Consider the following 17,783-nt stretch of genomic DNA (forward strand, 5'->3'; position numbering starts at 1 on the left):
AGGCTCGAGGGTATAAAAATAAGTAAGGGCGAGCTGATGTATTACGGTTTTGATATGGGCGGCACTAAGATAGAGTTAGGCGTTTTTGATGCCAATCTGCAGCGAATCTGGCATAAGCGAGTCCCTACACCGCGCGAAGACTATCAGCAGTTATTACAAGCATTACAGAGTTTGACGCTGGAGGCTGACGCCTATTGTGGTGTTAAAGGGAGTGTGGGAATCGGTATCCCCGGCTTACCTAATGCTGACGATGGCACCGTATTTACGGCTAACGTGCCAGCTGCGATGGGGCAATCATTACAAGGTGATCTTTCCCAACTGATTCAACGTGAAGTTAGAATTGATAATGATGCTAACTGTTTTACGCTTTCCGAGGCATGGGACCCAGAATTCCGCCGTTATCCAACCGTGTTGGGTTTGATTCTTGGCACCGGTGTTGGCGGTGGGCTGATCGTCAATGGTAGCATTGTTAGCGGTCGCAATCATATTACCGGTGAATTCGGCCATTTCCGCTTACCCGTTGACGCACTGGATATTCTGGGCGCCGACATTCCACGAGTCCCTTGTGGTTGCGGTCATCAGGGTTGTATCGAGAATTATATTTCTGGGCGTGGTTTTGAATGGATGTATAAACATTTCAATCAGCAATCCTTGCACGCGATTGAAATTATTACAAACTATAATGCTGGTGAATCTAAGGCCGTGGCACATGTCGAACGTTTTATGGATGTGCTGGCGGTATGCTTGGGTAATTTATTGACGATGCTTGATCCCCATTTAGTGGTGATCGGCGGTGGTTTGTCTAATTTCGAGCAGATCTATCGAGAACTACCAAAACGTTTACCGCAGCACTTATTACGAGTGGCCCGATTGCCACGCATTGAAAAAGCGCGTTATGGTGATGCGGGCGGCGTTCGTGGCGCTGCTTTTTTACATTTATCTGAATAATATAACGACAATATCCAAATGTTCGCTTGAAAGGATATTAAAAAGGAAAAAGTTATGCGCATTCGCCATCGGCTATGTCGGTTTCGCAAGAATAAGCATTTGCGGCATCAACGTTTTCGCTCCCGTATTTTTCATCGGGATAGTGCGGCAACATCAGAAATGAAGAAGCCGTTTGTGGTCGTTCTGACGGGTGCCGGTATCTCGGCTGAATCAGGGATCCGAACTTTCCGTGCTGCTGATGGTTTGTGGGAAGAGCATCAGGTAGAAGATGTTGCGACACCCGAAGGATATCGTCGGGACCCTGAGTTAGTTCAGGCCTTCTATAATGCGCGCCGTCGCCAGCTACAACAGCCAGAGATTGCGCCTAATGCGGCTCATTTTGCACTCGCTGATCTAGAGGCCGTGCTGGGCGATAACTTTGTATTGGTCACGCAAAATATTGATAACTTGCATGAGAAAGCTGGTAGTAAGCGAGTTATCCATATGCATGGTGAACTACTGAAAGTACGTTGCACGCAGTCAGGTCAAGTATTGGACTGGCCAGGTGACCTCAGTGCTGATGAACGTTGCCATTGCTGCCAATTCCCATCGCCACTGCGACCGCATATTGTGTGGTTTGGTGAGATGCCAATGGGGATGGATGAAATCTATCAGGCACTGGCCGAGGCTGACTTCTTTATCTCTATTGGTACCTCGGGCCATGTTTATCCAGCCGCCGGTTTTGTTCATGAATCAAGCCTGCATGGCGCTCATACCGTCGAGTTAAATCTGGAACCCAGTCAGGTGGAAAGCCAGTTTGATGAAAAGCACTATGGTCTGGCTAGCAAAGTTGTACCAGAATATGTGCGTGAGTTTTTGACCACGCGGGGCGAGAATCGCCAGGACAACTAATTAATCTTGCTTAATGAGAGCCGCGGCGTGGTTAGCGGCTCTCAATTATGTGGATCATTTAAGTCATATTGACGGATAAACAAGCAAAATTTTTTGTCGGTTGATGAATAAATCACCAAGCACAGTTTTCATGATGCACCTTATTATTCTGGCTTAAGTTTGTCTAAAGCTGACCTGACGCAATATTTGATCACGATCACTTCCCCATAATGATATTCACTATTATGAGGGTGGGAACCATGGACAAATTACTCGACCGCTTTTTCAACTATGTTTCTTTTGATACACAAGCAAAAGCCAATGTAAAATCCGTGCCGAGCACTGAAGGGCAGCGTAAGCTTGCTCAGGCGTTGCAACATGAGTTACAAACGCTGGGCTTTGATCAGGTTAGCTTGAGTGACCATGGCTGTGTGATGGCAACATTGCCAGCAAATGTTTCCTGGCCGGTCCCCACCATTGGCTTTATTGCCCATCTTGATACCTCTCCCGACTTTTCGGGGAAAAATGTAAATCCGCAGATTGTCGAAAACTACCGTGGTGGCGATATTGCCTTGGGTATGGGGGACGAAGTTTTGTCTCCGGTGATGTTCCCGGTACTGCATCAGTTACTCGGTCAAACATTAATTACCACCGACGGGAAAACCTTGCTGGGCGCAGATGATAAAGCCGGTATTGCAGAAATTATCACTGCGATGGTGCGTTTAAAGCATAGCAATGTTCCTCATGGGGATATCCGTATTGCATTTACGCCAGATGAAGAGGTGGGGAAAGGCGCGCGCTTCTTTAATGTGGCAGAATTTGATGCTCAGTGGGCTTATACCGTGGATGGCGGTGGTGTTGGTGAGTTAGAGTTTGAAAACTTTAATGCGGCGTCGGTGACCATCAAGATTGTCGGTAATAATGTGCACCCCGGCAGTGCTAAAGGAGTGATGGTGAATGCATTATCGCTGGCGACCCGTTTTCATCAGGAGTTGCCTGCAGATGAAGCCCCTGAACGCACCGAAGGTTATGAGGGTTTTTACCACCTACAAAGCATCAAAGGCACAGTTGAACGGGCGGAAATGCACTATATCGTGCGAGATTTCAACCGAGATGGCTTCGAAGCACGTAAGAAAAATATGGTGGATATTGCCAAACGGATAGGTAAAGGCTTGCACCGTGACTGCTATATAGAAATCGTTATGGATGACAGTTATTACAATATGCGTGAGCATATTATTAAGTATCCACATATTATCGAACTGGCACAGCAGGCAATGCGAGATTGTGATATTACGCCAATTATGCAACCAATCCGCGGTGGCACTGATGGCGCACAGCTATCTTTCATGGGGCTACCTTGCCCAAATATCTTTACCGGTGGTTATAATTATCATGGTAAACATGAGTTTATTACGCTGGAGGGAATGGAGAAAGCGGTTGCGGTTATCATGCGGATTGCTGAACTGACGGCTAAACGAGCCAAAGAGGCATAAGTTTAGCAGCCCGATAAAAAACGCCCCGATAAACGGGGCGTTTTGTCTTCTAAGCGACAGATATCAGTCGATAAAATACCAATAGCCGCTATTCACCAATGTGGTCAACATCGCCAGGAACGAAGGGTCTTCCAGTGCTTCACCCAGTTTTGCAGCATCAATACTGTAATGTTGGCATAGTGCATCGGCAGCCTGTAAGTGCGGCGTATCAATCAATTCACCGTTAGCAAAACACTGCTGACCAATGCGTAGCACGCGCAGACCACTAAGTCGTTGTAATTCTTCACCTTGCTGGAGTAATTCATAAATATCCCCAGCCTGATAAGGTGGCTCCGGTGGTGCCAGATCCAGCTCATGGCGGGATTGCGAGATAAATTCGCCAAACCAACTTTGGAAATCTTCAGGCTGCTGAACTAAATCCAACATCATTGCCCGCAGCTTATCGACTTCTTGTGATTTAATTTCTGCCGGATGTTCTCGCAGTTGTAAGTCAGGGTCGCTGTAGCGGTAGCTACCTAACTCACGTGAAAGGACATAATCAGCAAAGCCGCTGACTAATTCACGCGCATTAGGTGCGCGGAAACCAACCGAGTAATTTAATGCATTTTCAAGCGCATAGCCTTCATGAGGAAAGCCCGGTGGAATATAGAGAATATCACCTGGCTCCATCTCTTCATCAATAATGGCGTCGAAAGGCCCCACTTGCAGTAAGTCTGGGTGTGGGCAATGCTGCTTCATTTCTGTTTTTTCACCGACTCGCCAGCGGCGACGACCAGTGCCTTGAATAATAAAGACATCATACTGGTCGAAATGTGGGCCAACGCCGCCACCCGGAACAGAGAAGGAGACCATTAAGTCATCCATGCGCCAATCTGATAGCGGGCGGAATGGGCGCATTAACGCGGCGGCGGGTTCATGCCAATGGTCAACAGCCTGCACAAGAAGCGACCAGTTGGTTTCACCTAAATGGTCAAAACTCTCGAATGGGCCGTGACTGACTTGCCAACTGCCATCTTCATGACTGACCAAACGGCTGTCTACTTCATTTTCCATCGCCAAGCCAGCAAGCTCATCAGGCGAAAGTGGGTCAATAAAGTTTTTAAAGCCACGTTTGAGAATAACGGGGCGTTTCTGCCAATAGCGTTGCAGAAAATCAGGCCAGTCGAGATCGAGTTGATAATCCATGTTTATTCCAGGAAGGGGGTGAACTTGCCAGTGATTATAACGGATGCCTGCCAACAGTATCAGGTACTAACCGGCAAATTTTATTAATCAGTGTGATAATCATGTTGCTGGCCAAAGGTCACCATCATTCTTGCTCCCCCCAAGGGGCTTTCAGTGATGGTTATCTTACCTTGATACTGTTCAATAATTTCTGCTGCAACCGATAATCCAAGACCTTGGCCAGGGCGTAAAGTATCGACTCGTTGACCCCGTTGGAAAATTAACTGCCGTTTACTTTCAGGGATACCGGGGCCATCATCATCAACAACAATAGTCAGTTGTTTTTCAGAGTGTAGGGCGGTTATCTCAACGAATTCCAAGCAGTATTTACAGGCATTCTCCAGCACATTGCCCATCACTTCCATAAAGTCATTTCGCTCACCAAGGAAGGTCACTTCCGGTGAGATATCGAGTGTGAGTACCACGCCTTTACGCTGATAAACTTTATTCAGCGCGCTACACAAGCTATCTAGTAGGGCAGGGACTGAGTGAATTTCACGGACTAAAACATTATGTTCGGAGCGCATACTGGCACGGTGCAAGTAATAGCCAATTTGCTGAGAAATGCGGCTTATCTGCTCCAGCATAATAGGCTCGACCTCCTCAATGGTGGTCTGCTTACCGGTGCGTAAAGAACGCAATGTTGTTTGCAATACCGCCAATGGAGTTTTGAGGCTATGGGTAAGGTCTGACAGCGTGGTGCGGTATTTGGTATAACGCTGGCGTTCATTGGTTAGCAATATATTGAGATTACGTACCAAGCTTTGCAATTCACGCGGGGGATTCTCATCTAACTGATCGCGCTCGCCTTTCTCTAGCTGACTTATCTGGCTGACTAATGCTTTAATCGGCCTTAAACTCCAATAAGCGGCTAGCCACAGTAAGGGTACAACTAACAGTAAGTTAGCCAGTAAAACATAGCTAAACCAATTCCAAACCAAGTCTGAACGCTGTAATTCTTGTGGGATCGTATCGACGACGACAATGCTGAGTTGTGGCAAGCGGGAGGTCGCAGGGTAAGTATTGACTGAGACGGAGTGCGTTAATGCGCTACTGTCAGTATCGTCATATTTTTTTAGCTGATCTTGGGCTTTGGGGTTATCACCCAGCATCATGCTACTGATATGTGTCCCGGTATCAAGCTCGTAGAAGCCCGGTTTTTGTAGCCAGCTTTTTTCGATATGAGATTCAAGTTCAGGGACATGGCGCTGACGCCAGAGAATATTGCCATCTTTATCGTAAATCAGAACCAGTGTGGGAATATTCAGTTCAAGTTCGGGAGGTACCGAGATGCTGAGGCGGTTGTCATGCCACTGCGCCAGACTGAAAAATAAATTACTTTCACCTCGATGTGCGCTGAAAGTATTTTTATCAAAACTGACAATATAGCCGACTACGGCAACCATGCCATAGGATAGCGACAGCGCTAAGATGACACCTGCTGTCGCCATAAGAAAGCGAGCACGAAGGGAGAACGGTTTACTATTTTTCCTGAGCATGTTGTCTAGTTGGCGTCAAAACGGTATCCCTGACCACGGATGGTCGTAATCACTTCACCTTCATGTTCTGCCTGCAGTTTTTTACGCAAGCGGCCCATTAGGACATCGATAGTGTGGCTTTCACGCAGTTCTGCATCAGGATAGAGTTGCAGCATTAATGTATCTTTACTGACCACTTTGCCAGCATTACGAATAAGGGTTTCAATAATGGTGTATTCGAAAGCCGTCAGTTTGATTTGCTGCTGATTGACACTCAACTCTCGTCGCGAGAGGTCAATCTGGAATGGTGGAAAATCAATGACTTGGGATGCCAGCCCGATATTGCGTCGCATCAATGCCTGTATCCGCGCAATGACTTCTTCCAGATGAAAAGGCTTGGTCACATAATCATCGGCACCTGCTTCCAATACAGCGACTTTATCTTGCCAACTTTCTCGCGCTGTCAGCACCAGAATAGGCAAATTAGTCTGATGACTACGCCAGCGACGGATAAGGCTCAAACCATCTTCACCCGGTAAGCCAAGATCGATAATTGCGATATCTGGAGCATGTTCTTGTAAGAAATAGTCTGCCTCTTTGGCATCTTCCGCTGCATCAACTTGATGGCCCATCTCGCGCATTTGCACGGTAAGGTGGTGACGCAACAAAGCATTATCTTCGACAACCAGAACCCGCATACCACATTCCTCGATAATCGTTAACCGGGTAATCTAATATTACCCGACAAGTAAAAATTAAAACAGTTACTTAGAAGTTGTAACGTAAACCGACTTGCATCGCCTGATCGCTGACTTTCCAGTTATGGTAGGTATAGCCGACTTCTGCAGCAAGGTTTTGTGTCAATGCATAATCAGTCATAACTCGCGCTTCATGGAAGGCACGACCATCATAGTTTGCTAAACGGTAAGCAACGTCCAGGCCAACATCTTGGGACAACTTGCTTTTGATACCGACTTCGCCGGTAGCACTGTTATAAGTATTGGTTTTTTTACCGTCTTTGCTGGCATCAAATACCATGGCGTGGCGACTACCACCAACTAAGGTATAAAAATCAATATTAGGTGAGAAAGCAAAATGGTAGCCCAGCCCAAGTACGGCTTCTGCTAAGCCACGGTCACTATTGGCAATACTATTTATACGGCCATCAATAAACAGGTCATTATCAAAACCATAACCACCGTTAAGATAAATTCCACCCATATCTCGTTTACCGACATGGCTGTAATTATTTTGGTCAAATTGCTTATCGAAACGAGCATTATTGCTGATGGAACCGTATTGTAAACCACCAGCAACATAGGTGTAATCAGCCGCCATGGTGGCATTACAAGTCCCAAGCAAGGCGAAGGTGAGTAGTGTTTGCTTTAACATAATGATAATAGCTCCTGCGGTTAGAAAGTCCTTTTGACATCAAGCGTATTATCAATGACAACGGCTAAACCGGGGCTAAACAGGGGGCGAGCACAAAGGAATAAGAAAAGAGAGAGGATATACAGGTGGCATTAATCCACCACCTGTATTGATGGTCATAACATTACTTCAATTCATCGACCATGGTGGTGGCGCGACCAATATAATTGGCTGGGGTCATGGCTTTCAACCGAATTTTTTCTGCTTCTGGCAACTCTAGGCTATCGATAAATGCCTGCATGCCCGCTGCATCAACACGTTTACCGCGCGTCAATTCTTTCAGTTTTTCATACGGTTTTTCAATGCCATAACGGCGCATCACCGTTTGGATAGGTTCCGCCAGAACTTCCCAGTTATGGTCAAGTTCTTCCAACAGGTGCGCTTCGTTGACTTCCAGTTTGCTAATGCCTTTCATGGTTGCCTGATAGGCAATCACGGCATAACCCAGACCGACGCCCAAGTTACGTAGCACCGTGGAGTCCGTTAGATCACGCTGCCAGCGTGAAACCGGTAATTTACTCGCCAGATGGCCGAGGACGGCGTTAGATAGCCCGAGGTTACCTTCGGAGTTTTCGAAGTCGATAGGATTGACTTTGTGTGGCATGGTGCTTGAACCAATTTCACCGGCAATGGTTTTTTGCTTGAAGTGATTCAGTGCAATATAACCCCAGATATCACGATCGAAATCGATCAAGATGGTATTGAAACGGGCCACACAGTCAAACAATTCGGCAATGTAATCGTGAGGCTCTATTTGTGTAGTGTATGGGTTCCAGTTGATCCCAAGCGATGTCACAAAACTTTCACTGAATTGGTGCCAGTCAACTTCAGGATAAGCAACGATGTGGGCATTATAGTTACCGACAGCGCCGTTGATTTTCCCTAAAATTTCCACTTGTGACAGTTGGCGGAACTGACGCTCCATGCGGTAAGCCACGTTCGCCAATTCTTTACCAATAGTGGATGGGGTTGCGGGCTGACCGTGGGTACGAGAAAGCAGCGGCAAGTCGCGATACTGGTGCGCCAATGCTTTAATCGAATCAATAATCTGACGCCACATCGGCAATACCACGTCCTGACGAGCAGTTTGTAGCATTAAGGCGTGGGACAAGTTATTGATATCTTCTGAGGTGCAGGCAAAGTGGATGAATTCAGATACCGCATGCAGCGCCGGAATACTTTCCACTTTCTCTTTCAGGAAGTATTCAACCGCTTTCACATCATGGTTAGTGGTGCGTTCAATGGTTTTGATGCGTTGTGCATCTTGCTCATTGAATTCTTGCACGATCTTATCAAGGTAAGCGTTTGCGTTAGTATCAAAAGCGGGAACTTCGTTGATTTCTGCACAGGCGGCCAGTTTTTGCAGCCAACGTACTTCGACCTGCACGCGGAATTTCAGCAAACCGAATTCGCTAAAGATTGGGCGCAGTGCGCTGACTTTGTCGCCGTAGCGTCCATCAATAGGGGAAACGGCGGTCAGTGAGGATAATTCCATTGGTGGCAACTCCTGAGGAAGGATTTCAATTATGAGAAAGAATACTCTGCGCCTGCTTAAACAGACGATTTCGCGAGAACATTAACTGCAAGCGGCTTCCGCCGACTTGTTGCCAAAGCACAGCTGAGCGGATTCCCGCCAGCAGGGCGGCACGAACTTTTGCCTGCACCAATGTGCTTTGTAAAATAGCAGGTGAGCCCGTCACTTGAATACGCGGGCCAAGCGGACTGATTACATCCGTATAAATCGCGGCCAGCGAACTCATCATGGTTTCGGATTCAAGATCGAAATGTGCCAGTTGACGATCAAGCTGGCTAATACGCGTGCCTAGGGTGTTCATGGCTGATTTATTGGCATTAAGTTTTCTTTCTAACACCATCAGGCTCAGGGTATAGCGGGTTAATTCAGCCGCAGGCCCCTGACGGTTGGCATTTAAGACACTTTGCAACGTTTCCAACCCCATTTTCAGTGACTGTTCGTTGCCGCCATATACTGCCAGAGTTGAGGGCGGGTTAGTTTGTAACAACCCGCCCAGCACGGTATTCAATGCATCATTATCGCATTGGCCCTCATGAGCCAATTGCTGAACCAAGCGAGCTGACTGGCAGATCCCTGCTAATGCCAACGTAATGTCGTAATAATTTTTCGCCACGGTTACTCCTGTAAGATTGCTGGCTGGGTTGATGACAGATTTAGCTTGCTACCGAACCAGTCAGTGGATAACGCTCTTCAATAATCCCGCCGCCGAGGCAGACTTCACCTTGATAGAAGACCGCAGATTGCCCAGGGGTTACCGCCGCGACTGGCTCATCAAAGCGAACTTCAACACGTTCGTCATCCAGTGGCGTCACGGTGCAAGGAATATCCTGCTGGCGATAACGGGTTTTCACCACACAGCGGAAAGCCTCTGTTACCGGCTCTCTGTCAACCCAGTGCAGCTGTTGAGCAATCAGGCCAACAGACATTAAACGCGGATGTTCATGCCCTTGAGCAACCACCAAGATGTTATTGGCGACATCTTTATCCGCAACATACCATGGGTCATCACCGCCATCTTTGGTGCCGCCGATGCCCAATCCTTTGCGCTGGCCCAGAGTGTGGTACATCAACCCCTGGTGCTCGCCCATAGGCTGACCATCGACCGTCATAATAGGGCCGGGTTGAGCAGGGAGGTAGCGCCCGAGGAAGTCACGGAATTTGCGCTCGCCAATAAAGCAGATCCCGGTAGAGTCTTTTTTCTTCGCAGTAACCAGCTCTAGCTGTTCGGCAATGCGACGAACTTCAGGCTTTTCCAGCTCACCGACCGGGAACAAACTTTGAGCGAGTTGTTCATGACTTAAGGTATAGAGGAAATAGCTTTGGTCTTTATTGCCATCCAAGCCCCGTAATAAGCGGCTTTTACCGTCAACATCCTGACGGCGAACATAATGACCGGTAGCGATGTAGTCCGCCCCCAAATCTTCGGCAGCGAACTCAAGGAAAGCTTTAAATTTGATCTCTTTATTGCACAGAATATCGGGGTTAGGTGTACGCCCGGCTTTATATTCTTCCAGGAACAATTCGAACACGTTATCCCAGTATTCTGCGGCAAAATTGACGGTGTGCAACTCCATGCCCAGCTTGTCACATACTGCTTGAGCATCGGCCAAATCGGTCGCTGCTGAGCAATATTCTTCGTCATCATCCTCTTCCCAGTTCTTCATGAACAAACCGGCAACTTGATAACCCTGTTGCTGGAGCAGGTAAGCGGAAACGGAAGAATCGACACCGCCGGACATACCGACGATTACTTTTTTCTGGCTGTTATCTGACATGGGAGTCTCACTAACGTAAATACCAAACTATTGGATGAAGGTTATGTGGATGCGTTACCCGAATAACTTCCCAACACCGGTTAGGCATTATAAAAACAAGCGCCGGATTTTATCACGTTGACCGCGTTGCTGCATGGTAGATTCGCAATTACCTGCATAAATCCAATCGACTTTTATAACGGCCAATTAAATGAGCCAACCAGATCAAGGGAATAACGTTCCGGTTGCTGATAGCAGCGGATACTTTCCGCCACCAAAGGGGAACGTAAATTAGACGATTGCAGTATCTCATCGGCAGTGAGCCACAGACAGCAATCAATATCACTGTCATGGGGTTCTGTTGGTAATTGTTGTTGTAATTCAATGACAAAAGCGAAGCGTAAGAATGGCGTTTTATCCGGAGCTAGCCATTGATGCATGCGCAGAAAAGTGTGCGGAGTAGCACGAATGCCGGTTTCTTCCCACAATTCTCTTTCTGCTGCTTGCAATAAGGTTTCATCAGCCTCCAAATGACCCGCTGGTTGATTCCATAATTTTTTGCCATTTATTGTCTCTTCGACAACTAAAAATTTGCCTTGCGCGTGAACGATACAAGCGACAGTCACATGGGGCTTAAACATGGTTTATCTCCTTCCATTCGCCTGGTTGTAAATTACCAAGGCTCAAATTTCCCATACTAAAACGAATCAGGCGCAGGGTAGGGAAGCCAACATGGGCTGTCATTCTACGAACTTGCCGGTTACGCCCTTCGAAAAGGGTGATTTTCACCCAACTTGTCGGAATGTTTTTACGTTCTCTGATGGGCGGATTTCGAGGCCATAGCCATTCAGGCTCATCAACCAACTCGGCTCCCGCGGGCAAGGTCGGGCCATCTTTTAAGCTAATACCCCGTCTTAATTGCATGAGTGCGTCATCTCCCGGCACTCCCTCTACTTGCACAAAATAGACTTTACCGGTTTTTTGGGCCGGCTGCGTAAGCTTGGCTTGTAACTTGCCATCATTAGTTAATACCAGCAAACCTTCACTATCACGATCAAGACGTCCTGCGGCATAAACATCATTAAAAGGGATAAATTCCTTCAAAGTGGCGCGTCCGGACTCATCGGTAAATTGAGGTAATACATCAAAAGGCTTGTTGAATAACAGGACTCGCCGTGGGGATAGGGGCTTCCCCAGCTTAGCGGGTGCATTGGTGCTGAATCGGTTAACTTTGTGATTTTTAACAGAGAATTTATTCATGATTATTGCGATTCCGAATGATGAGCGCATTATACCTCAATCCGTTTCGGATTGGCGCGGAGCGAATATTCAAGTAGTATTGACACGAATCTTACAAGGCATTAACAAAATTGCGCTGAAGGAGAGGTTGATGGAAAGCAAAGTCGTTGTTCCGGCAGAAGGTAAGAAAATTACTGTCGATGCTCAGGGTAAACTGGTTGTTCCGCATAATCCGATCATTCCATTTATTGAAGGTGACGGTATTGGTGTTGATGTGACCCCAGCCATGATTAACGTGGTAGATGCTGCGGTTAAGAAAGCCTATAACGGTGAGCGTAAAATCTCCTGGATGGAAATCTACACCGGTGAGAAATCTACCCATGTTTATGGCAAAGATGTTTGGCTGCCAGAAGAAACATTGGATCTGATCCGTGATTACCGTGTAGCAATTAAAGGCCCGTTGACCACGCCAGTGGGCGGCGGTATTCGTTCTCTGAACGTGGCTTTGCGCCAACAACTCGATTTGTATGTGTGCCTGCGCCCTGTGCGTTATTACGAAGGTACTCCAAGCCCGGTAAAACACCCTGAATTGACTAACATGGTAATTTTCCGCGAAAACGCTGAGGATATCTATGCGGGCATCGAATGGAAAGCCGGTTCACCAGAAGCTGAGAAAGTGATCAAGTTCCTGCGTGAAGAGATGGGCGTGAAGAAAATCCGTTTCCCTGAACAATGTGGTATCGGTGTAAAACCTTGTTCAGAAGAAGGGACCAAGCGTTTGGTTCGTGCTGCAATTGAGTATGCGATTACCAATGATCGTGAATCAGTCACTCTGGTTCATAAAGGCAACATTATGAAATTCACCGAAGGCGCATTTAAAGACTGGGGTTACCAGTTAGCGCGTGAGGAATTTGGTGGTGAGCTGATTGACGGCGGTCCTTGGGTTAAAATCAAGAACCCAAACAATGGCAAAGATATCATTGTTAAAGATGTCATTGCCGATGCTTTCTTACAGCAAATTCTGCTGCGCCCTGCTGAATATGATGTGATTGCCTGCATGAACTTGAACGGCGATTACATTTCTGACGCATTGGCTGCACAGGTTGGTGGTATTGGTATTGCCCCTGGTGCCAACATTGGTGATGAATGTGCTCTGTTTGAAGCCACACACGGTACTGCACCAAAATATGCCGGTCAGGACAAAGTCAACCCAGGCTCAATCATTCTGTCCGCAGAAATGATGCTGCGTCACATGGGCTGGTTCGAAGCGGCTGATTTAATTATCAAAGGCACTGAAGGCGCAATCCAGGCCAAGACAGTGACTTACGATTTCGAACGTCTGATGGACGGCGCTAAACTGTTGAAATGCAGTGAATTCGGCGACGCCATTATTAAACATATGTAATTCTGCTCTATCGATAAAACTTCACGGGGCTTAGGCTTCCGTGAGGTTTATCACCGGTCAATCATTCCTGCGCAAAACTCCTGCAAAATAATTTAACAATACTGATATGGGTTCGTTGCTCAACTTTCAGAGAAAAAAGCAAAAATGATCAACCACTTGTTATCCGCGCCCGGTCACCATTGACACAATAATATGAAGAAAATATTTGACTGATTATGGTAACTCTTTATCCTTTACCGCAAAGTTATTCGGCATACTGCTGCCCATTATTTTTACTGAGTTTATTAAATCATCAGTATTCAAGAAATTATAAAAATTTATTTTTATTTTCTCTCTTAAAACAGAGGCTTATATTGTGACTAAGGATGTAGAGATCGTTAAAGCACGGCATCCGTTAGATAAGCAGCACATCAAGTTGTCTTATGTAACTCATTTTTACTGTAATCAGGGAAATATGGATTCCGTTGAATCCTTGTTGAAGGAATATGAATCTTATCCTGACGATATTAAGGATGCCGTAGAATTTGTCATCGTTGATGATTGCTCACCATTAGAGTATGAAGTAAAAGATTATGATTTGAACTTCACGTGGTTAAGAATTACTACTGATATTCAATGGAATCAGGCAGGCTCCCGCAACCTTGGGGTGACTTATGCCAAATCGGACAAGATAATCATTACCGATTTAGATTGTCTGCTGCCTGAAGATACCATGCGTTATCTGGTTAATGCGCGTAATCCGGAGCGTTCACTGTACCGAATCTACCGTACAGATGAAGAAACGGGCAAAGCCTATCGTGGTCACCCTAACTTGTTCTTCATGTCCAGAGCACGATTCTTCAGACTTTATGGTTATGACGAAGAATTTGCCGGCCATTATGGTTCGGAAGATTACCGTTTTGTGAAGTTCCACAAAGACCATGGCACCACACCACGTTATCTGCCTAAACAATACAGATGTATTGAACGTAATGTTGATAGGAAGAAAAGCTACCATTCTCTGGATCGCGACTTGACGTATAACGCGCCGATTGATGACCGGAAGAAAAGTGAAATTGCACGATTTGGTGCGGAATATGGCCATAGCAGAATATTCCTTAACTTTAATTGGGAAATCAAGAAAGTGCATTCACGTCCAGCGACGGTGCCTCAACGTAAGGTCTGGTGGCGGCCATTATGGTGGTTCCGTTACTTGTTCCGATCACTTGCAGTCTAACGGCAGATAGCGTTAAAAAGTTTCATAGCCAACTATTACCCTATGGTTGGCTATGTTGTAAATAGGGCTGTGACACTCGGTGAATGAGTGCTAAACAGTTGTTACTGGTTATTAATTTGAAGTGAGTGACTTATGATTTCTCCTGCCTCTTTGCCCGGTTCACCCACCGCGCATCGGTATGTCGGCCACTTTTCTTGCGCCACAGCATTTCTGTTAGGTATTGGTCTACCCACTTCTAATTTTATAATGAATTTGTCGATGGTGTTGGCGGTTATCTGTTTACTGCTGAGCCGCGATACCCGCTATGTCAAAGTATTGGCCAAGAATCCACTGATTTGGTTGCCCGCATTGATGGTTGTGTTGCTGGCAATATCCTTGCTCTGGCACCACAATCTGTACGGTAAAGTGATGGTCAGTAAGTATTCTAAGTTACTGTATATCTTGCCGTTAGCAATGTTTTTTGTTCTTTCCCGTTCACTGGTAAGCTACTTTGCCAAAGGTTTTTTACTGGCGAATGCCGTTATCTTGGCCGCGAGTCTGTGGGTCGGTGTCTTACATATGCCCTTGGGCCATATTGACCCACTCAATCCGTCAGTCTTCAAATTACAAATTACACATAATTTCTTTATGGCCTTGGCGGCGGTGATATGGCTTTCTCTGGCATTTAGAAATCATGGGCTTAAGCGCTGGGGCTATGCGCTGTTGGTGTGTCTGGCTATCTATAACATCGTGTTTATGGTGCAGGGCAGAACTGGTTATGTGGCATTGGCGGCAACCTTTGGTGTGTGGGGACTATTGTCGTTATCAACTCGCCAACGTTTAGGGATGGTGGTTTGTGCATTGGTCGTCGGGGCTATTGTGGTGATGGTGCCGAATCGGGCGGTTGATCGGTTACATAAAGGCGTGACTGAGATCCAAACTTGCTTGGCAGTGAGTGAGGGAAATGCGGATGTATCTTGCGACTCTTCAATGGGGCTACGCACCGCGTTTGCGCTTGAGTCGATAAAGCTGATAGAAAACGCGCCTATTTTGGGGCATGGAGCTGGAGGCTTTTGGTACAAAAACAATGAAGCTGATTTTTATAGCATCAATCCACATAATGAATATCTGATGCAAACTGTTCAGTCGGGAATTGTTGGTTTGGCTTTATTCCTCGGATGGATGTGGTGCTTCTTCCTTTCGGCCTGGCGTTTACCTACCCCTATTCGAAATGTGCTGGTTGCTTTGCTCGGCGGTTATCTGGCTTGCCATCTGTTCAATTCCTTCTTACTGGACTCTTCGGAAGGGCATTTATTTATCATCCTCACGGCAATTGTTGCCAGTTATTCTGTGGCACCGCCCACCAAAGAGCCGCCAGCAACCGGGCAAACAGAATAAAGGATAACGAATTGGTTAAATCAGCAGGTGCACAAAGTGGCACCTGTTTTTTTATCTATCTAGTTTGCCGCTTCCGGTGATAAACCAAAACCTAAGCTGTTGTAGCCCTCTTTAAAACCAAACAACTCAAGAAACTCATAAGCTGTTGAATACATATGATACGGCGAGAAGAACATCCAGACAAAAAGTGATAATAAAACCATAATGGCGAGCAGTAGGATTTTATCCAGTAGCACCTTTCCCCCTTATAATATTTAGGCCAATCTTTAGTCGGTTGGCTTATGGCATCTACTACCTAATATGCAATGACGATAACGTAAAACCATAAAAATTTCAGGGATAGAGTGAGCAAATATGCATTTTTTGCCCGATGGTAACTCAATGCTATTCAACTCACTATTTGTCCGCCTCTTAATGATCTTGATATACCCAGTGATGCTTATCACATAAATAAATTGTTAACGTTAACATTGGTGATTAACATCACAAGAATCGATTGACTGATCTTCTCAAAGTGAAAAGTTAACGTTAACAATGGGCGTAAATCTCCAATAGGATATCGCCATGAAACATTCTGTCCGTAATCAATATCTGATCTTAAGTGGCTTATTGTTTACGTTTTTCTTTACTTGGTCATCGGCATTCTCTTTATTCTCCATATGGCTCAATCAATATGTAGGATTAAAAGGTACCGAAACAGGGGCGACTTTTTCCGCCATTGCCTTAACGGCACTTTGCGCTCAACCGCTTTATGGCGTGATACAAGATAAGTTGGGGCTAAAAAAACATCTTTTATGGGCCATTGGTATTTTGCTGCTGATCAGTGGCCCTTTTTTTATTTATGTTTATGCCCCTTTATTGCGTGTCAACATGCTGGTTGGTGCCGTTACCGGTGGCTTATATATGGGGATGACGTTCTTTGCCGGTATTGGTGCGCTTGAGTCTTATACCGAACGAGTGAGCCGTATTAGTGGGTTTGAGTTTGGTAAAGCCCGTATGTGGGGATCGCTGGGGTGGGCGGGTGCAACCTTTTTTGCTGGCATGTTGTTTAATATTAATCCCAACATTAATTTCTGGATGGCATCGGCATCGGCCGCGATATTTTTACTGTTGTTGTGGCACTTACATGAAGTTAAAACAGCGGCTATGGGGCAGTTGGAATACGGTAAGAATAGTGCCCTGACACTGAGTGATACATTGTCACTGTTTCGTATGCCGCGTTTCTGGGCGCTGGTGGTATTTGTCACCGGTGTGAGCGTTTATAACGTCTATGACCAGCAATTTCCGGTCTATTTCTCCTCTCTATTTACTGACCGACGCCACGGCAATGAAATGTACGGCTTTCTTAATTCACTACAGGTATTCCTAGAGGCTGGTGGTATGTTCCTCGCGCCTTTTCTGGTTAACCGTATTGGCGCGAAAAAGGGCTTACTGCTGAGCGGATTAATCATGGCAATGCGCATATTGGGTTCAGGGTTGGCACAAGATGCAGTCACCATCTCATTGATGAAGTTATTACATGCAGTGGAGTTGCCTATTTTGCTCATTGCGATGTTTAAGTATATCGCCGCCAATTTCGACCCGCGTTTGTCAGCCACGCTTTATCTGGTGGGATTTCAGTTTATTACCCAAGTCTATGCCAGCGTATTTTCGCCGTTGGCAGGTAAAGGCTATGACCTGATCGGGTTCGCTGATACCTATCTGATCATGGGAGGCATTGTCCTCGGATTAACAGCAATTTCTTGTTTTATGCTGCGCGGCGAGTCGCGTACGGATGATCCTTCCCTACAATTAACCACTAAGTGAGCCAC

The 17,783-nt window shown here is 46.2% G+C and carries 17 protein-coding genes; 7 read left to right on the forward strand and 10 right to left on the reverse strand.

Translation table 11 applies throughout. The features are described from left to right. Positions 1-36 precede the first annotated feature (36 nt). The 3 genes from nagK to pepT all read left to right on the forward strand — a co-directional run bounded on the left by nagK (position 37) and on the right by pepT (position 3,314). Entirely contained in the window at positions 37-948 is a 912-nt protein-coding gene (gene nagK / locus DJ58_RS14760) for an N-acetylglucosamine kinase (RefSeq protein WP_004709591.1), read from the forward strand. A 54-nt stretch (positions 949-1,002) separates the two neighbouring features. Beyond that, positions 1,003-1,839: a Sir2 family NAD+-dependent deacetylase gene (cobB, locus tag DJ58_RS14755; RefSeq protein WP_032911159.1), complete on the forward strand. Its 837-nt coding sequence runs from the start codon at positions 1,003-1,005 to the stop codon at positions 1,837-1,839. Positions 1,840-2,078: 239 nt separating this feature from the next. Next, on the forward strand, positions 2,079-3,314 hold the full coding sequence (pepT, locus tag DJ58_RS14750; RefSeq protein ID WP_004709586.1) for a peptidase T: 1,236 nt from the start codon (positions 2,079-2,081) through the stop codon (positions 3,312-3,314). 63 nt (positions 3,315-3,377) lie between these two features. Here pepT and DJ58_RS14745 read toward each other — a convergent pair whose 3' ends face one another. The 9 genes from DJ58_RS14745 to rluE all read right to left on the reverse strand — a co-directional run bounded on the left by DJ58_RS14745 (position 3,378) and on the right by rluE (position 11,995). Continuing rightward, complete coding sequence (locus DJ58_RS14745; RefSeq protein ID WP_004709585.1) at positions 3,378-4,499, reverse strand: ribosomal protein uL16 3-hydroxylase; 1,122 nt, start codon at positions 4,497-4,499, stop codon at positions 3,378-3,380. Between the two features lie 83 nt (positions 4,500-4,582). After that, on the reverse strand, positions 4,583-6,037 hold the full coding sequence (gene phoQ, locus DJ58_RS14740; protein WP_032911158.1) for a two-component system sensor histidine kinase PhoQ: 1,455 nt from the start codon (positions 6,035-6,037) through the stop codon (positions 4,583-4,585). A gap of 5 nt (positions 6,038-6,042) precedes the next feature. Further along, on the reverse strand, positions 6,043-6,714 hold the full coding sequence (gene phoP / locus DJ58_RS14735; RefSeq protein WP_004709580.1) for a two-component system response regulator PhoP: 672 nt from the start codon (positions 6,712-6,714) through the stop codon (positions 6,043-6,045). Positions 6,715-6,784: 70 nt separating this feature from the next. Beyond that, complete coding sequence (locus tag DJ58_RS14730) at positions 6,785-7,408, reverse strand: YPO1635 family putative outer membrane beta-barrel protein (protein ID WP_004709578.1); 624 nt, start codon at positions 7,406-7,408, stop codon at positions 6,785-6,787. 163 nt (positions 7,409-7,571) lie between these two features. Then, positions 7,572-8,942 (reverse strand): adenylosuccinate lyase, encoded by a 1,371-nt coding sequence (purB, locus tag DJ58_RS14725; RefSeq protein ID WP_004709576.1) that lies wholly within the window; start codon positions 8,940-8,942, stop codon positions 7,572-7,574. A gap of 25 nt (positions 8,943-8,967) precedes the next feature. Continuing rightward, positions 8,968-9,594, reverse strand: a complete 627-nt coding sequence (hflD, locus tag DJ58_RS14720; RefSeq protein ID WP_004709575.1) for a high frequency lysogenization protein HflD — start codon at positions 9,592-9,594, stop codon at positions 8,968-8,970. Positions 9,595-9,634: 40 nt separating this feature from the next. Further along, positions 9,635-10,756 (reverse strand): tRNA 2-thiouridine(34) synthase MnmA, encoded by a 1,122-nt coding sequence (gene mnmA / locus DJ58_RS14715; protein ID WP_004709573.1) that lies wholly within the window; start codon positions 10,754-10,756, stop codon positions 9,635-9,637. Between the two features lie 173 nt (positions 10,757-10,929). Further along, positions 10,930-11,376, reverse strand: coding sequence for an NUDIX hydrolase (locus tag DJ58_RS14710; protein ID WP_032911157.1), 447 nt, complete (start codon positions 11,374-11,376; stop codon positions 10,930-10,932). Continuing rightward, the gene (gene rluE / locus DJ58_RS14705; protein WP_004709567.1) at positions 11,369-11,995 is read right to left on the reverse strand and encodes a 23S rRNA pseudouridine(2457) synthase RluE; all 627 of its coding nucleotides are present in this window, start codon (positions 11,993-11,995) and stop codon (positions 11,369-11,371) included. The genes DJ58_RS14710 and rluE overlap by 8 nt, the downstream gene beginning before the upstream one ends. A 130-nt stretch (positions 11,996-12,125) precedes the next feature. Between rluE and icd the strand changes: the two genes are divergently transcribed. From icd to DJ58_RS14690, 3 genes are all read left to right on the forward strand, one after another. After that, a complete protein-coding gene (icd, locus tag DJ58_RS14700) occupies positions 12,126-13,379 on the forward strand; it encodes an NADP-dependent isocitrate dehydrogenase (RefSeq protein WP_032911205.1) in 1,254 nt (417 codons plus the stop codon). Between the two features lie 355 nt (positions 13,380-13,734). Then, on the forward strand, positions 13,735-14,595 hold the full coding sequence (locus tag DJ58_RS14695; RefSeq protein WP_032911156.1) for a glycosyltransferase family A protein: 861 nt from the start codon (positions 13,735-13,737) through the stop codon (positions 14,593-14,595). A 150-nt stretch (positions 14,596-14,745) separates the two neighbouring features. Then, positions 14,746-15,972 (forward strand): O-antigen ligase family protein, encoded by a 1,227-nt coding sequence (locus tag DJ58_RS14690; RefSeq protein WP_072088113.1) that lies wholly within the window; start codon positions 14,746-14,748, stop codon positions 15,970-15,972. A 59-nt stretch (positions 15,973-16,031) separates the two neighbouring features. Here DJ58_RS14690 and DJ58_RS23630 read toward each other — a convergent pair whose 3' ends face one another. After that, positions 16,032-16,208 carry a hypothetical protein gene (locus DJ58_RS23630; RefSeq protein ID WP_004709562.1) on the reverse strand — a complete coding sequence of 59 codons (177 nt, stop codon included), beginning with the start codon at positions 16,206-16,208 and terminating at the stop codon, positions 16,032-16,034. 328 nt (positions 16,209-16,536) lie between these two features. Here DJ58_RS23630 and DJ58_RS14685 point away from each other — a divergent pair, with 328 nt between their 5' ends. Then, on the forward strand, positions 16,537-17,778 hold the full coding sequence (locus DJ58_RS14685) for an MFS transporter (RefSeq protein WP_004709561.1): 1,242 nt from the start codon (positions 16,537-16,539) through the stop codon (positions 17,776-17,778). The last annotated feature ends 5 nt before the right edge of the window (positions 17,779-17,783 follow it).

Source organism: Yersinia frederiksenii ATCC 33641, from assembly GCF_000754805.1.
Classification (GTDB): domain Bacteria; phylum Pseudomonadota; class Gammaproteobacteria; order Enterobacterales; family Enterobacteriaceae; genus Yersinia; species Yersinia frederiksenii.

What these genes read in the sequence shown, in the direction of transcription:
- pepT (WP_004709586.1), top strand. Translation starts at nt 2,079, where the DNA reads ATGGACAAATTACTCGACCGCTTTTTCAACTATGTTTCTTTTGATACA.
- nagK (WP_004709591.1), top strand. Translation starts at nt 37, where the DNA reads ATGTATTACGGTTTTGATATGGGCGGCACTAAGATAGAGTTAGGCGTT.
- phoP (WP_004709580.1), bottom strand. Translation starts at nt 6,714, where the DNA reads ATGCGGGTTCTGGTTGTCGAAGATAATGCTTTGTTGCGTCACCACCTT.
- DJ58_RS14710 (WP_032911157.1), bottom strand. Translation starts at nt 11,376, where the DNA reads ATGTTTAAGCCCCATGTGACTGTCGCTTGTATCGTTCACGCGCAAGGC.
- DJ58_RS14745 (WP_004709585.1), bottom strand. Translation starts at nt 4,499, where the DNA reads ATGGATTATCAACTCGATCTCGACTGGCCTGATTTTCTGCAACGCTAT.
- rluE (WP_004709567.1), bottom strand. Translation starts at nt 11,995, where the DNA reads ATGAATAAATTCTCTGTTAAAAATCACAAAGTTAACCGATTCAGCACC.
- icd (WP_032911205.1), top strand. Translation starts at nt 12,126, where the DNA reads ATGGAAAGCAAAGTCGTTGTTCCGGCAGAAGGTAAGAAAATTACTGTC.
- cobB (WP_032911159.1), top strand. Translation starts at nt 1,003, where the DNA reads ATGCGCATTCGCCATCGGCTATGTCGGTTTCGCAAGAATAAGCATTTG.
- mnmA (WP_004709573.1), bottom strand. Translation starts at nt 10,756, where the DNA reads ATGTCAGATAACAGCCAGAAAAAAGTAATCGTCGGTATGTCCGGCGGT.
- purB (WP_004709576.1), bottom strand. Translation starts at nt 8,942, where the DNA reads ATGGAATTATCCTCACTGACCGCCGTTTCCCCTATTGATGGACGCTAC.
- DJ58_RS14730 (WP_004709578.1), bottom strand. Translation starts at nt 7,408, where the DNA reads ATGTTAAAGCAAACACTACTCACCTTCGCCTTGCTTGGGACTTGTAAT.
- DJ58_RS14685 (WP_004709561.1), top strand. Translation starts at nt 16,537, where the DNA reads ATGAAACATTCTGTCCGTAATCAATATCTGATCTTAAGTGGCTTATTG.
- phoQ (WP_032911158.1), bottom strand. Translation starts at nt 6,037, where the DNA reads ATGCTCAGGAAAAATAGTAAACCGTTCTCCCTTCGTGCTCGCTTTCTT.